General features: G+C 58.4%; 15 protein-coding genes. 10 read left to right on the top strand and 5 right to left on the bottom strand.

Annotated elements, in window-relative coordinates; genetic code table 11:
• Position 1 precedes the first annotated feature (1 nt).
• Complete coding sequence (locus GC087_RS18500; RefSeq protein ID WP_324028997.1) at positions 2-775, bottom strand: HalD/BesD family halogenase; 774 nt, start codon at positions 773-775, stop codon at positions 2-4.
• A 94-nt stretch (positions 776-869) separates the two neighbouring features.
• Here GC087_RS18500 and GC087_RS18495 point away from each other — a divergent pair, with 94 nt between their 5' ends.
• Positions 870-1,772, top strand: coding sequence for a LysR substrate-binding domain-containing protein (locus GC087_RS18495; RefSeq protein WP_324028995.1), 903 nt, complete (start codon positions 870-872; stop codon positions 1,770-1,772).
• 90 nt (positions 1,773-1,862) lie between these two features.
• Here GC087_RS18495 and hpxZ read toward each other — a convergent pair whose 3' ends face one another.
• The 4 genes from hpxZ to GC087_RS18475 are packed head-to-tail and all read right to left on the bottom strand — an operon-like array spanning position 1,863 to position 5,421.
• The gene (gene hpxZ / locus GC087_RS18490; RefSeq protein WP_006118021.1) at positions 1,863-2,246 is read right to left on the bottom strand and encodes an oxalurate catabolism protein HpxZ; all 384 of its coding nucleotides are present in this window, start codon (positions 2,244-2,246) and stop codon (positions 1,863-1,865) included.
• Positions 2,243-3,643 carry an AtzE family amidohydrolase gene (locus GC087_RS18485; RefSeq protein ID WP_324028993.1) on the bottom strand — a complete coding sequence of 467 codons (1,401 nt, stop codon included), beginning with the start codon at positions 3,641-3,643 and terminating at the stop codon, positions 2,243-2,245. Before GC087_RS18485 ends, hpxZ begins: the two co-directional genes overlap by 4 nt.
• Positions 3,640-3,822 carry an oxalurate catabolism protein HpxX gene (hpxX, locus tag GC087_RS18480; protein ID WP_033738521.1) on the bottom strand — a complete coding sequence of 61 codons (183 nt, stop codon included), beginning with the start codon at positions 3,820-3,822 and terminating at the stop codon, positions 3,640-3,642. The genes GC087_RS18485 and hpxX overlap by 4 nt, the downstream gene beginning before the upstream one ends.
• A gap of 12 nt (positions 3,823-3,834) precedes the next feature.
• Entirely contained in the window at positions 3,835-5,421 is a 1,587-nt protein-coding gene (locus tag GC087_RS18475) for a gamma-glutamyltransferase family protein (RefSeq protein ID WP_205951308.1), read from the bottom strand.
• A gap of 157 nt (positions 5,422-5,578) precedes the next feature.
• Here GC087_RS18475 and hpxU point away from each other — a divergent pair, with 157 nt between their 5' ends.
• From hpxU to uraH, 9 genes are all read left to right on the top strand, one after another.
• Positions 5,579-6,418, top strand: coding sequence for a MurR/RpiR family transcriptional regulator HpxU (gene hpxU / locus GC087_RS18470; protein WP_033738523.1), 840 nt, complete (start codon positions 5,579-5,581; stop codon positions 6,416-6,418).
• A gap of 192 nt (positions 6,419-6,610) precedes the next feature.
• Positions 6,611-7,396 (top strand): transporter substrate-binding domain-containing protein, encoded by a 786-nt coding sequence (locus GC087_RS18465; RefSeq protein WP_324028991.1) that lies wholly within the window; start codon positions 6,611-6,613, stop codon positions 7,394-7,396.
• A gap of 10 nt (positions 7,397-7,406) precedes the next feature.
• Entirely contained in the window at positions 7,407-8,072 is a 666-nt protein-coding gene (locus tag GC087_RS18460) for an amino acid ABC transporter permease (protein ID WP_006118027.1), read from the top strand.
• Positions 8,072-8,728: an amino acid ABC transporter permease gene (locus GC087_RS18455; protein WP_033738775.1), complete on the top strand. Its 657-nt coding sequence runs from the start codon at positions 8,072-8,074 to the stop codon at positions 8,726-8,728. Before GC087_RS18460 ends, GC087_RS18455 begins: the two co-directional genes overlap by 1 nt.
• The gene (locus tag GC087_RS18450) at positions 8,709-9,440 is read left to right on the top strand and encodes an amino acid ABC transporter ATP-binding protein (RefSeq protein ID WP_006118029.1); all 732 of its coding nucleotides are present in this window, start codon (positions 8,709-8,711) and stop codon (positions 9,438-9,440) included. The genes GC087_RS18455 and GC087_RS18450 overlap by 20 nt, the downstream gene beginning before the upstream one ends.
• A 21-nt stretch (positions 9,441-9,461) precedes the next feature.
• Entirely contained in the window at positions 9,462-10,697 is a 1,236-nt protein-coding gene (locus tag GC087_RS18445) for a (S)-ureidoglycine--glyoxylate transaminase (protein ID WP_006118030.1), read from the top strand.
• A complete protein-coding gene (gene hpxK, locus GC087_RS18440; protein ID WP_054632954.1) occupies positions 10,694-11,947 on the top strand; it encodes an allantoate amidohydrolase in 1,254 nt (417 codons plus the stop codon). The genes GC087_RS18445 and hpxK overlap by 4 nt, the downstream gene beginning before the upstream one ends.
• Position 11,948: 1 nt before the next feature.
• On the top strand, positions 11,949-12,443 hold the full coding sequence (gene uraD / locus GC087_RS18435) for a 2-oxo-4-hydroxy-4-carboxy-5-ureidoimidazoline decarboxylase (protein WP_324028989.1): 495 nt from the start codon (positions 11,949-11,951) through the stop codon (positions 12,441-12,443).
• Positions 12,440-12,775: a hydroxyisourate hydrolase gene (gene uraH / locus GC087_RS18430; RefSeq protein ID WP_054632956.1), complete on the top strand. Its 336-nt coding sequence runs from the start codon at positions 12,440-12,442 to the stop codon at positions 12,773-12,775. The genes uraD and uraH overlap by 4 nt, the downstream gene beginning before the upstream one ends.
• The last annotated feature ends 76 nt before the right edge of the window (positions 12,776-12,851 follow it).

The following is a 12,851-nucleotide window of genomic DNA, read 5'->3' as shown; positions in this document are numbered from 1 at the left end:
TTTACAACCGGCCGTAAAACGTCAGGCGGGCCGTTTCCGACAGGGCGATGCCGGGCGCGGTATTGTAGGCCAGCACCGCCAGCATGCGCGTGATGTCGCCTTCTGTGGGCGTCACGCGATGCAGTGAATTTCGCCCACGAAACAGTACCAGGTCACCGGCATCCATAGCCAGTTCATCGACGGCGTGCTGTTCATCGAGCACGGCGGCCACGCCCGCGTAATTCATTTCGCCTGCATCAGCATCCCGCAGGTCTTTCACATACTGAAACCGTCCACCGCCCAGCGGTTTCTGCACCAGCAACGTGATGGCAAACGAGGAGTTGTCAAAATGCCATCCCAGCTCTTTACCCTGTGGCGCATAGTGCAGGTTAATCGAAGACAACGGGTCGGCGTAGGGATACAGCGCCTCTTCGTCCAGCACTTCGCATAAGAAAGACTGAAACAGCGCATCGTCATACAGCTGACGCAGCGGGGAATCCGCTGCAATCATATCGTCCGTAATGCACCCTTTGGTGCTGTTTACTTCGCGGTTGCGTGGATGGCTGTCGCTGAAGCCGGCATCCGTTTTCATCAGGTAAACGTTGTGCTGACTGACAGTGTAATAAGCCCGATCGCGCTGCGCATTGCCTTCTGCGACGATGGCCTGCAGGGCGGCAGGCTGCAAAAAATGCCGCAACACCAGCGCGCCGTGTTGATTAAGTTGCCTGCGACAGTCTTGACGCCAGGCGTGGTCGGTCAGAGGATGTAAGTCAGTACGTACCAGGGCTTTGGGCATCGTCGCGGTCTCATAATGAATGAATTGTCACACTAGCCTGCCCGGCATCAGCTGAATACCAATAAATCGTTAATACCCTGATAAGGAATGCTTAATGCCCAACCCGTCATCGCGCTTGCCTAAAATCAACGTGATTCAGTCATTTAAAGTGGCTGCGGAAACCGGCAGCCTGACCAGGGCCGCGGCACAGCTGGCCTTAACCCCTGCGGCGGTGAGCCAGCAAATTCGCCAGCTTGAAGATCATCTTGGCTGCGTCCTGTTTTTACGTACGCAACAGGGCGTGATGCTGACGGAGACGGGCAAGCAGTATCTTCGCTATGTCACGGAAGCCTTTGCGGTTCTCCAGCTTGGTCAGCGTAACATAGGACGCACTGAGACCGCCGCACAGCTTACGCTTTACACGCTGCCGGCGCTGGCGTCGAAATGGCTGTTGCCGCATCTGTGCCGCTGGCGTGAACGCTGTCCGGATATCAGTCTTTCCTTACATGGCACGCACGCGGAGGTGGATTTTGCTCAAACGCCGGCCGACTTTGTGATGTGCTTCGGCGAGGAAGCGTATCCCAGACTGAATAAAGCGTATCTGTTTCATGATGAGGTGCTCCCGGTCGCCAGCCCGCGGCTGATCGACGCCTTTTCCCGCGAGGATCTGTTACGGCATGCGCCGCTGATTCATCTCGACTGGGGCAAAGAAGGGCGCTTTTTGCCAGACTGGTCGGGCTGGTTTGAGGCGAAAGGAATGGCTGTGCCAGCAGCTCGTCCAGCCATGACCTTTAACCTGACCTCGCTGGCGATTGATGCCGCCGTGGCCGGCGCTGGTGTGCTGCTGGGACAGCGCCGGATGATCGCCCAGGCGCTGGACCGGGACGAACTGGTCATTGTAGATGCACTCGCGTTGCCGCTCAGCAAGCCCTATTATCTGGCCTGGCCGAATCGCACGCTGAACCAGCCTGGCGCAGAGGCAATGATCGCCTGGTTAGGCGAGCTCGCCGCCCTGTAGGGCGGCGTAGGGGTTGCAGTTGAGCGCTTTCGCGGCGTGAAGCGTTAGACTCAGGCCTCCCGGCCTTAACATATGACTGCTCCGCCGGGCTTAGCTCATCAGACTGACCTGCGCTGCTACGATGCGCCAGCCCTGCGGAAACTTCACCCAGGTCTGTTGCTGACGGCCAATTTTCTCCGTGCCCGCCCGGGTAAATTCGGTGCTGCACACCGCATACGCGTCACCAAACGTGGTGATCACCGTATTGCGCAGCGTGCGGTCCAGCCCCGCCGACGGTCTTGCCGCGCGAAACGCGCGGATTTCATCAATGCCGTACAGGTTCTCGCCAGCGCCTAAGCGCACGGTCCGCGGATCGTGCCAGAACAGCTCATCCAGGACGGCAATGTCGTTGCCCGTCAGCGCCTTTTCATAACGGTAGAACGCGGCGGTAACGGCGTTCAGCACCTCGGGAAGATTAATCGCGTCAGTATTCATTGTGCTCCTGCCCTGCGGGTGGGCGAAAATGTCAGTCCTTGTTGTTCAAGGGCACAGGCTGCGCGTAAGACAGCCTGTTCGTTAAAGGGGGCGCCAATTAACTGTACGCCAATCGGTAAACCGCTCGCCGTCGTCATCGGCACAGTACAGACGGGAAGTCCAAGGAAGGATATCGGCTGCGTCAGCATGCCCATGCTGGCCTTCGTCGGCAGATTCTGCCCGTTAATGGCAATCGTTTCCTGACCAATTAACGGCGCGCTACATGGCGTGGCAGGGGCGATAAGCACATCGTACTGCGCAAACAGCGGGACGACCTGCTGCTGAAAGTGGCGGCGGAAGCGCTGGGCCTGAACATACCATGCCGCGGGCAGCATCGCACCAGCCAGCAGGCGTTCACGCGAATGGGGCTCAAACAGGTCGGGCTGCTGACGCAGCGCAGGCAGGTAATGATTGCCGCCTTCAGAGGCGGTCATAATAAAGGCGGCCGAGCGCGCTAACTCAGCCTCCGCGATTACCACGTCGTCCTGAGCCTGTAACGCCTGCGCCACCTGTAATTGCGCCGCGCGGGCATCATCATTACACCAGGTCGAAAAGAAGCCGCACAGTACGGCGCAGCGCAAATCCTGTGCACCGTTTTTCAGCTGCGGTAAGGTGGCTGCCAGCGGGCGATCGGCCTGGAAGGCATCCGTGCTGTCGTGCCCTTGCAGCAGATCGTAAACCAGAGCCAGATCGTCCACCCGACGGGCAAAGGGACCGATATGATCCAGACTGGCGACAAACGGATGGCTGCCGCTGCGGGATAAGCGGCCAAAAGTCGGTTTCAGGCCAAAAATCCCACACAGGGAAGCCGGGACGCGGATTGAGCCGTTGGTGTCCGTCCCCAGCGAGAAAGGCACCAGTCCCGCTGCCACGGCGGCGGCCGAACCGCCGGATGAGCCGCCAGCAATGCGCGCCAGATCATGCGGGTTGTGCGTCGCCCCGTAGTGGGTATTTTCGGTGGTAAAACCGTAGGCATAGGCATCCATGTTGACCATGCCGGAAAGCAGGGCACCGGCCTGCTGAAGTTGGGTGATGGCAAAGGCATCCCGGGTTGCGGCCGGACGCTGACGAAACAGTCTGGCCCCCGCCAGGGTAGTGTACCCCTGCACGTCAAACAGGTTTTTTACCGCATAGGGAATGCCCGCCAGCGGCGGCAAGGTCTCGCCGCGCAGGCGTTGCTTGTCTATCGCATCCGCTTCCTGCACCATCCGCGTTGCGGTGATATCCGTCCAGGCATTAAGCTGCGGATTCTGTTTCTCAATCGCGGTCAGTGTCTGCTCCGCCACTTCACGGGCGCTGATATCACCGTGCTGAATCGCCTGCTGAAGTGCCTGAATGGAAACCTCGTCTGGTCTCATGCTTTGTACACTCCTGCGACTTCGAGCCGGTCGTCCAGCGGATAAGCCATCAACGGGGCCGCCATATCGGCAATGCGCGTCATCTGTTGTAGCAGGGCGACACGGCGATCCTCGTCCAGTTCCACGTTCAGGATTTGCTCCATTTGGGCAATATAGGCTGCCCAGTCACTCTGATTCATGATTTACTCCTGTCAGAAACCGGCGGCGCTGCCGTTGCTGCGCGGATCGCTTGCGCCTTCAAACATACCGTTATTGTGACGAACAATGGCACCTGCATGGCCGACGGCCTCACTGTAGGCCGGCAGCGACTCCACGTCATGTCCTAACGCACGTAGCGCCTCCAGGGTGTCGGGCGCGAAGCGACTTTCCAGTTTGAGCGAGTCCGACAGCTGGCCCCAGGTCCGCCCCAGCAGCCAGCGAGGTGCGCTAACGGCCTGCTGCAGCGGCAGGCGCTGAATAACATGGCGGGTAAAAATGGCTGCCTGAGTTTGCGGCTGGCCATCGCCGCCCATGGAGCCGTATACCATGGTGCGACCATCCTTCAGGCGTGCGGCGGCAGGATTCAGCGTATGGAAGGGTTGTTTACCGGGCGCCAGCGCCAGCATATGGTCGGGATCGAGGCTAAAAGCCGCGCCCCGGTTTTGCCAGACAAGTCCGGTGCCGGGCACCACTACACCGCTGCCAAACTCATGATAAATACTTTGGATAAAGGAAACGGAAAGCCCGCTGCTGTCCATCACGCCCATCCAGACGGTATCGCCAGGCCCGCGACCGGTTCCCCAGGGCGCGGCGCGATCATCCTGAATCTGGCTGGCGAGGGTGGCGAGGGTTTCGCCGTCAAGCAGTGCCTGCAGATCCTCAACCACATGGCGGGGATCGGTAATATGCTGATCCCGAAGGGCAAACGCTTTTTTGGTGGCTTCGACGATACGGTGGATCGTTTGCACCTCATCTGCGTTCGCCATGTCCAGATGATCCGTGATGCCCAGTATGGCCAGCGACACCATACCTTGTGTCGGTGGCGTGATATTCCAGATATCGCCTTCGCTGTGGCGAATATGGAGCGGCGTGACGCGGCGAGCCCGTTGCTGCTGTAAATCCGCCAGGGTGATGGGAATGCCCAGATTGACCATTTCTTCCGCAAGGTGCTGTGCCAGCGTGCCGCGATAAAAACTGTCCAGACCTTCTTCGCTCAGCAGGCTCAATGTACGGGCTAAATCAGGCTGGGTGAAACGGCTGCCTTCCGCTGGCACATCGCCGTCCGGTAAAAACGTGGCGGCAAAGCCAGGCAGATGCTGTAGCTCGTCGCGCTTCGTCCGCGTCGCAGCGGCTTGTGAGGCGGTGACGGGAATGCCATCGGCAGCATAGCGAACAGCATCGCGGAGTAAGCGCGGTAAAGGCAGGGTGGTTCCCCCCTGTTCTGCGGACAGGTCCAGGGCCGCCTGCCAGCCGCTCACCGTGCCCGCCACCGTCAGGGCCGCTTTAGGCCCACGATGAGGGATATGGGTTTCCCCCTTATAGAAGTCAAAATTTGCCAGCGAACCCGCTCTGCCACTGCCATCAATGCCAACCGGATCGCCTTTGCCTGGCATGATCAGCCAGAATCCGTCACCGCCCAGCCCATTCATGTGCGGATAGACCACCGCAATCGTCGCCGCGGCGGCCACCATGGCCTCAATCGCGTTCCCCCCTTCCCGCAGTACCGCCAGCGCACTTTCACTGGCCAGATGATGCGGCGTCACGGCCATGCCTAACGGGGCCAAATTGCTCTGAATCATGCTCTTCTCATTCTGTTTTTCAGGGTACAAAGCAAAAGGTTAAGCAAGAGCCGTTCCAGTTTTTAAGAAGACAACGTCTCTGGACAGGTTTATCTGGCCCAAATTATGCTAGCTTCTGTGGCAATCCCGCGATTGAAACAAAAGTTACAGGACCTGAATGAAACAGCTTGATGAGCGACTCAGAACGCATTACCCCCAGCTTTCGCCGCAGGAGCAGCGTATAGCCGACTTTATTTTTGACCACTTTGATGACCTGATTAGCTATAACAGTGCCGAGCTGGCACGCCTGAGCGGTGTCTCAAAAGCCACGGTGAGCCGACTGTTTAAGCGCCTGGGCTATGACAAATATAAAGACATGCGCGATGAGCTTCGTACCCTGCGCCAGAGCGGTATGCCGTTAACGGATAACCGGGATGCGGTACAGGGAAATACCCTGCTGTCGCGGCATTACAAGCAGGAAATGGCCAATCTGACACAATGGGTTAACAGCATTGATCCCCAGCAATTCGCCGATGTGATCGCCCAACTGGCGCAGGCAAAGCGTATCTATATTGTTGGCATGCGTAATGCCTATCCGGTGGCGCTGCATCTGCGTCAGCAACTCATTCAGACGCGTGCTCAGGTGCATATTCTGCCCCAGCCGGGCCAGACGCTGGCAGAGGATTTGGTGGACATCACGCCGGAGGACATGGTGGTCGTGATTGCGTTTCGCCGCCGCACCCGCATTATTCAGCCGTTAATGCAGCAGCTGCAAAGCGCAAGGATTCCGGTACTGGCGCTGTGTGAGCCTCAGGCGCAGAGCGTGATTTCACTGGCGCGCTGGCAGTTTTGCGCCCCGCTGGACAGCGTCTCCGCCTTCGACAGCTACGCTTCGGCCATGAGCCTGGTGAACCTGCTCGCCAACGCCCTGCTGCATGAATTACTGGCGCTGGGGCGGCCGCGTATTCATCAGATTGCCGATCTTTATCAGCACCTTGATGAGCTGGAGCACCGTTAGCAGGCACTATTTTGGTGCTTTGCCCCTTTTTGGACCGTCTCCCGGGGTGACTCGGGAATCGCATCACGCTTAGTAAAAGCCGCCATTTCAGCGTTAATCCGCATTTGTCCCCCACCCGTTGCGTTGGCACATTAGTTGCAGAATGCCAATCATAAGAATCTTTTGTTTCACATAATCTCACCGGGGTGCATAATGAAAAAAGTATTAATGGCCGTTGTCGCGGCAGCCGTACTGATGGCACAGGCAGGCAGCGTGCTGGCGGATCAACTGCAGGACATCCAGAAACGCGGCGTACTGCGGGTGGCAGTGCCGCAGGATTTCCCACCGTTTGGCTCCGTGGGGACCGATCTGCAACCGCAGGGCTATGACATCGACATGGCAAAGTATCTGGCCAAACAGATGAAAATTAAGTTGCAACTGGTGCCGGTCAGCAGTGCCAACCGTGTGCCTTATCTGCAGACGGACAAGGTGGATCTGGTGATCTCCAGCATGGGGAAAAATCCTGAGCGTGAAAAGGTAATTGATTTCAGCCGGGCTTACGCGCCGTTCTTTCTGGGCGTTTTTGGACCTAAAGGCGATCATCTGAAAGATCCCGCGGCGCTGAGCGGCAAGTCGGTGGGTGTCACCCGTGGTGCGGTGGAAGATATGGTGCTGAGCGAGGTGGCGCCGAAAGACGCGCAGGTGAAACGTTATGAAGATAACAACACCACGTTATCAGCCTACCTCTCCGGACAGGTGCAGTATGTCGCTACCGGCAACCTGGTCGTCGCAGCCATTACGCGTCAGAACCCGGCTAAAGCCCCTGTTGCGCAGTTCATGCTGAAAGACTCGCCGTGCTATATCGGACTGAAAAAAGACGAGCCGGCACTGAAAGAGAAAGTGAATGCGCTGATCGACCAGGGCATTAAAGACGGCACGCTGAACAAAATGTCCGAAGAGTGGCTGAAAGCGCCGCTGCCAGCCAACCTGGGCGCATAAGGACGGGGCAATGACCGGGCAACTTAATTTCCCTGCATTATTGCCGTACTGGCCGGAGTTGCTCTCCGGCCTGTGGGTAACGATCCAGTTAACGGTGCTGGCGACGGTCGGCGGCGTCAGTATCGGCATTATCGGCGCGGCGCTGCGCAGCGGTAAACCCAGTTGGTTAAGCCGCCTGTGGGGCATCTATGTCGAACTGATTCGTAATACGCCGTTTGTGGTGCAGCTGTTCTTTATTGTGTTCGGTTTACCCAACCTGGGGCTGAAACTCACCGCAGGGGAAGCCGCACTGCTGGCGATGCTGGTTAATCTGGGTGCCTACAGCACGGAAATTATCCGGGCGGGCATTCAGGTCACGCCAAAAGGGCAGTGGGAAGCCGGTCGGGTGCTGGGATTAACGCGCAGCCAGACCTTTCTGCGCGTGGTGTTGCCACCGTCGCTGCAACGGATTTATCCGGCGCTGGTGAGTCAGTGCATCATTGTGATGCTGGGATCGTCGGTCGTCTCGCAGGTCTCCTACGAGGAGCTGACCTTTGCCGCCAACCTGATTCAGTCACGCACGTTTTTGAGTTTCGAAGTCTACTCGGTGACCACGTTGATCTACCTGGCGTTGTCGATAGTAATGCGTCAGCTGCTGCTGGCGATTGGCCGCAAGTGGCTGGGGGTGCAGGCATGATGACAACCTTTACCGACTGGGACATCGTGCGCAACCTGCTGCTGGCCGCGCGCTGGACGATTGCCCTGTCGCTGGTGGCCTTTTTAGGCGGTACGCTCGTGACGTTACCTCTGCTGTTTTTACGTCTGTTAAAGCGTAAATGGCTGACGCGAATCATTCGCGCGTACACCGAGCTGTTCCAGGGCACACCGCTGCTGATGCAGCTGTTTCTGGCTTTCTTTGGCGTCGGGCTGTTTGGCATCGACGTTGCGCCCTGGACCGCTGCGTCGCTGGCGCTGACCTTTTATACCAGCGCCTATTTGCTGGATATCTGGCACGGCAGTATTCAGGCGCTGCCAAAAGGGCAGTGGGAAGCGTCACGCTGCCTCGGCCTGAACTTTGGTCAGACGCTCACGCGGGTGATTGCGCCTCAGGCGATCCGCATTGCGATTGCCCCGACAGTGGGGTTTGCCGTGCAGGTGATTAAAGGCACCGCGCTGGCCTCCATTATCGGATTTGTCGAGCTGACCAAAGCCGGCACCATTTTGAATAACGTGACCTACCAGCCGTTTAAAGTCTTTGGGCTGGTGGCACTGGGCTACTTCCTGATGTGTTATCCGCTGTCGCGTTACAGCCAGTATCTGGAGAAAAAATTCAATGCCGCTCATCACCATTAATCAGGTCCAGAAGTATTACGGCACCAACCATGTTTTGAAGGGCGTGGATCTGGATATCGATATGGGAGAAGTGATCTCGATTATCGGTCGCAGCGGTTCCGGCAAAAGTACACTGTTGCGCTGCATGAACGGGCTGGAAGGCTATCAGGATGGAAGCATTAAACTCGGCGGCATGACCATCACCGACCGCGACTCACAGGCGCGCGAAATCAGCCGCTCCGTAGGGATGGTATTTCAGAACTTCAACCTGTTCCCACATATGACGGCGCTGGAAAACGTCATGCTGGCACCGCGTCGGGTTCTGAAAAAAAGTCAGGCCGAGTGCCGCGAACTGGCAGCCCGTATGCTGGAAAAAGTGGGGCTGGGCGAGCGGCTGGATTATTACCCGTCCAGCCTGTCAGGCGGACAGCAACAGCGCGTAGCCATTGCCCGCGCACTGGCCATGGAACCCCGGGTATTACTGTGTGATGAGATCACCTCAGCCCTGGACCCGGAGCTGGTCGGCGAAGTGCTGAAAGTGCTGGAGCAACTTGCCGCCGAAGGCATGACGTTAATTCTCGTCACCCATGAAATGAACTTCGCCCGCGATGTGGGCGATCGTGTGGTCTTTATGCATCAGGGGCGCGTCTGGGAACAGGGGGACAGCAAAACACTGTTTGCCCATCCGCAGACGGCGGAGCTAAAGCAGTTTATTTCCTCTGTGCGTCTGTGAGTGCTTAACAAGGAATTCACTATGGATATCTCTCAATTTTCGCAAATTAATCCGCCTCAGCGCCTGTTAATGGGCCCCGGTCCGATCAATGCCGATCCGCGTGTGCTGCGCGCGATGTCGAGCCAGTTGCTCGGACAATATGATCCGGCGATGACCCATTACATGAATGAAGTGATGGCGCTCTATCGCGGCGTGTTCCGCACCGAAAACCGCTGGACGCTGCTGATCGACGGTACCTCACGCGCCGGTATTGAAGCGATCCTGCTGTCGGCGATTCGCCCTGGCGATAAGGTGCTGGTGCCAGTCTATGGCCGTTTTGGTCATCTGCTGTGTGAAATCGCCCGTCGCTGCCGGGCCGATGTGCACACCATTGCGGTGCCGTGGGGAGAGGTGTTTACGCCCGATCAGATCGAAGATGCGATTAAAAAAGTAAAACCGCGTTTGCTGTTGACCGTACAGGGCGATACCTCAACCACTATGCTGCAGCCGCTGGCGGAGCTGGGGGCGATCTGCAAAAAATATGGTGTGCTGTTTTACACCGATGCCACGGCATCGCTGGCGGGCAATGCGCTGGAAACCGATGCATGGGGCCTGGACGCGGTGTCCGCCGGCATGCAGAAATGCCTGGGTGGCCCGTCCGGAACTTCGCCGATCACGCTGAGCGATGAGATGGCAGCGGTGATCCGCCAGCGCAAATGCGTAGAGCAGGGGATCCGCACGGATGCGCACCAGGATGGCGATGACGAGATGATCTACTCCAACTATTTCGATCTCGGCATGATCATGGATTACTGGGGCCCGGAACGCCTCAATCACCACACTGAAGCGACCAGCGCCCTGTTCGGCGCGCGTGAATGCGCGCGTCTGATTCTGCAGGAAGGGCTGGATAACGGGATTGCGCGCCACAAGCTGCACGGCGAAGCGATGTTAAAAGGCATTCAGGGGATGGGGCTGGAAACCTTTGGCGATCTCAGCAACAAAATGAGTAACGTGCTGGGCGTAGTGATCCCTCAGGGCGTCAATGGCGATGAGGTCCGTAAGCTGATGCTGGAAGATTTCGGCATTGAAATCGGCACGTCGTTTGGTCCGCTGCATGGCAAAGTCTGGCGCATCGGCACGATGGGTTACAACGCGCGCAAAGACTGCGTGATGCAAACCCTGGCCGCGCTGGAAATGGTGTTGTCGCATGTCGGTTACCGCACGCCACAGGGCGCGGGCTCGCAGGCGGCATGGAACCACTACGGGAGCCATGCATGATGATGAATGCCAGCGAGGCTCAGGTTGCCGCCCGGCGCGTGATGGCGCGCTGTGATGCGCTGGCTGAGATCAGTGAAAGCGAACAAGGGCTGACACGGGTTTATCTGTCGCCGGAACACCTTCGTGCCAACGCGCGCGTCGGTGAGTGGATGCAGGCCGCCGGTATGACGGTCTGGCAGGATGAAGTCGGCAATATCTGCGGCCGCTACGACGCGGCCCAGCCTGGCGCACCTGCGCTGCTGCTGGGCTCGCATCTGGACACGGTTCGTAATGCGGGCCGCTATGACGGCATGCTGGGCGTGCTGAGCGCGATTGAAACCGTGCAGTGGCTCCACGATCGCCAGCGTCGCCTGCCCCTGGCCATTGAAATCATCGGCTTTGGTGATGAAGAAGGCACGCGTTTTGGCATTACCCTGCTGGGCAGTCGCGGCATTACCGGCACCTGGCCTGACAGCTGGCCGACCCATCCTGACGGCAATGGCATTACGGTGGCACAGGCGATGCAGGATGTCGGCCTGGACGCCAGCCAGATCTCACGCGCCGCTCGTAACGTCAGCGACATCGTGGCCTATCTTGAACTGCACATAGAGCAGGGGCCTTGCCTGGAGCAGGAAGATCTCGCGTTGGGTGTGGTTACCGCGATCAACGGTGCCCGTCGCCTCAATTGCTGTTTCACCGGTGAGGCCGGTCATGCCGGAACCGTACCGATGGCGCATCGTAAAGACGCGCTGGCCGCTGCCGCAGAGTGGATGGTATTCATCGAGCATACCACGCGCGAGCAGACTTCACCGCTTGTCGCTACGGTGGGCACGCTGAACTGCGCGCCGGGCGCGGTGAACGTCATTCCGGGGGAGGTGCATCTGTCTCTGGATGTGCGTGGACCCGAGGACGCGCCGCTTGAATCGTTGCTGTCCTCGTTGCTGACCCAGGCGGAAGCCATTGCACTGCGTCGCGGTTTAACCTTTAGCGCGCAGGAGTATTACCGTATCGCGGCAACGGCCTGCGATGCCGGATTGCAACAGGCGCTGAGCCACGCGGTAGAAACCGTTCAGGGACGCTGCCTGGCGCTGCCCAGCGGGGCGGGTCATGATGCTATTGCCATTGCAGAGCGCTGGCCGGTGGGGATGCTGTTCGTGCGTAACCACCGCGGCATCAGCCACCATCCGGCAGAATCGGTGAATGAAGCCGATGTCGCGCCAGCGGTTCAGGCCTATTTGCAGACGATTTGCCTCCTTGCGGAGCAGCATTAATATGGATCTGGATACCTTTAACCAGTTACCGGAAGCCGCTGCACAGCTTGCCCTGTCCCACTGCGTTGCGCTGCCGCACTGGCAGCTGGCGCTGGTGGCGGCCCGCCCGTTTCACAGTCTTGATGCCCTGCTGACTGAAGCACAACGGCTGACACAGGACTGGCAGGAGGACGATCTGAATCAGGCGCTCTCCGCTCATCCACGTATCGGGGAAAAGGCGCAGGGCAATGAGAAGGAAAAACAGTTGTCGCGTAGCGAACAGGTGGCCATGCAACACGCAGACGACGCGTTACATCAGGCCATGGTGCGGGGCAATCAGGCATATGAGGCGCGCTTTAACCGGGTATTTTTGATTCGGGCCAAAGGACGCAGCGCACAGACGCTGCTTGATGAACTCACGCGGCGGCTGGACAACAGCCCGGAAACCGAGCAACAGGAAGCCCTGGCGCAGTTGCGGGAAATCACCCTGCTGCGCTTAAAGGAGAGTTTTTCATGAGCACCATCAGCACTCACATTCTGGATACGGCGCTGGGAAAACCCGCGCCGGGCGTTGCCATGTTGCTGGAACAGCACACGGCACAAGGCTGGACTCCCTGTGCACAAGGCGTCACAGATAACGATGGTCGTCTGAAGGATCTGACACCTGAGCCACTTGCGTCTGGGCAGTATCGCCTCACGGCAGATATTGGCGCCTACTTTCGCGCGGACGGACGGGAAACCTTATACGTCAGCGCACAAATTGATTTTGTCCTCACGGAAAGCGGCAGCCATTACCACTTGCCCTTTTTGATATCCCCCTGGAGCTGGTCCACCTATCGCGGCAGCTGACGGGTCTATCGGGCGCAGCTTTTTTTTCGCTGCGCTTGAAAGCTAATGGCTATCAATACCTTCGGCCCATCCGACT

This window comes from Pantoea sp. JZ2 (assembly GCF_035191405.1).
Classification (GTDB): domain Bacteria; phylum Pseudomonadota; class Gammaproteobacteria; order Enterobacterales; family Enterobacteriaceae; genus Pantoea; species Pantoea stewartii.
Note: the sequence above shows the minus strand (reverse complement) of the source record. Positions and strands in the feature narration are given on the sequence as shown.

What these genes read in the sequence shown, in the direction of transcription:
- hpxX (WP_033738521.1), bottom strand. Translation starts at nt 3,822, where the DNA reads ATGAATCAGAGTGACTGGGCAGCCTATATTGCCCAAATGGAGCAAATC.
- hpxK (WP_054632954.1), top strand. Translation starts at nt 10,694, where the DNA reads ATGATGATGAATGCCAGCGAGGCTCAGGTTGCCGCCCGGCGCGTGATG.
- GC087_RS18460 (WP_006118027.1), top strand. Translation starts at nt 7,407, where the DNA reads ATGACCGGGCAACTTAATTTCCCTGCATTATTGCCGTACTGGCCGGAG.
- uraH (WP_054632956.1), top strand. Translation starts at nt 12,440, where the DNA reads ATGAGCACCATCAGCACTCACATTCTGGATACGGCGCTGGGAAAACCC.
- uraD (WP_324028989.1), top strand. Translation starts at nt 11,949, where the DNA reads ATGGATCTGGATACCTTTAACCAGTTACCGGAAGCCGCTGCACAGCTT.
- GC087_RS18455 (WP_033738775.1), top strand. Translation starts at nt 8,072, where the DNA reads ATGACAACCTTTACCGACTGGGACATCGTGCGCAACCTGCTGCTGGCC.
- GC087_RS18475 (WP_205951308.1), bottom strand. Translation starts at nt 5,421, where the DNA reads ATGATTCAGAGCAATTTGGCCCCGTTAGGCATGGCCGTGACGCCGCAT.
- hpxU (WP_033738523.1), top strand. Translation starts at nt 5,579, where the DNA reads ATGAAACAGCTTGATGAGCGACTCAGAACGCATTACCCCCAGCTTTCG.
- GC087_RS18450 (WP_006118029.1), top strand. Translation starts at nt 8,709, where the DNA reads ATGCCGCTCATCACCATTAATCAGGTCCAGAAGTATTACGGCACCAAC.
- GC087_RS18500 (WP_324028997.1), bottom strand. Translation starts at nt 775, where the DNA reads ATGCCCAAAGCCCTGGTACGTACTGACTTACATCCTCTGACCGACCAC.
- GC087_RS18445 (WP_006118030.1), top strand. Translation starts at nt 9,462, where the DNA reads ATGGATATCTCTCAATTTTCGCAAATTAATCCGCCTCAGCGCCTGTTA.
- hpxZ (WP_006118021.1), bottom strand. Translation starts at nt 2,246, where the DNA reads ATGAATACTGACGCGATTAATCTTCCCGAGGTGCTGAACGCCGTTACC.
- GC087_RS18495 (WP_324028995.1), top strand. Translation starts at nt 870, where the DNA reads ATGCCCAACCCGTCATCGCGCTTGCCTAAAATCAACGTGATTCAGTCA.
- GC087_RS18485 (WP_324028993.1), bottom strand. Translation starts at nt 3,643, where the DNA reads ATGAGACCAGACGAGGTTTCCATTCAGGCACTTCAGCAGGCGATTCAG.
- GC087_RS18465 (WP_324028991.1), top strand. Translation starts at nt 6,611, where the DNA reads ATGAAAAAAGTATTAATGGCCGTTGTCGCGGCAGCCGTACTGATGGCA.